The organism is Cytobacillus oceanisediminis 2691, from assembly GCF_007678455.1.
Classification (GTDB): Bacteria; Bacillota; Bacilli; order Bacillales; family Cytobacillaceae; genus Mesobacillus; species Mesobacillus oceanisediminis_A.
The window spans coordinates 1-271 of the sequence record NZ_VEEP01000223.1; the positions used below are offsets into that span (position 1 = coordinate 1).

At 49.1% G+C, this 271-nt stretch carries 1 pseudogene; it reads right to left on the reverse strand.

Annotation, left to right across the window (positions count from 1 at the left end):
• Nucleotides 1–32: 32 nt before the first annotated feature.
• A pseudogene (locus FS736_RS24920) lies at nt 33–271 on the reverse strand (ferrous iron transport protein B); the annotation flags it as partial.

Here is a 271-nt window from a genome sequence, read left to right on the forward strand (position 1 = left end):
GGATCATGTTCCCTTGCTCCTTCGAGGTTCTTTTAGCTGAATCGCATCAGCATTCCGGCCTGGTAGATGGCGAGTGAGAAAAGGTAAGGGATGAGAAGTGCATAAGGGATTGAAAAAGGGGTGGAGGGTTTTGAGGGTGTTTGGTTATAAATGGTCGGAGTAGTCGGGAGGGAAGGAATATAGAGGAGGATGAAGAGGATGAAGCTGTATGGAGGAAGTGGTGTATAATGAATGGGCAGCAGGGCCTGGAGGCTTGGTTGATTGGGGAGAA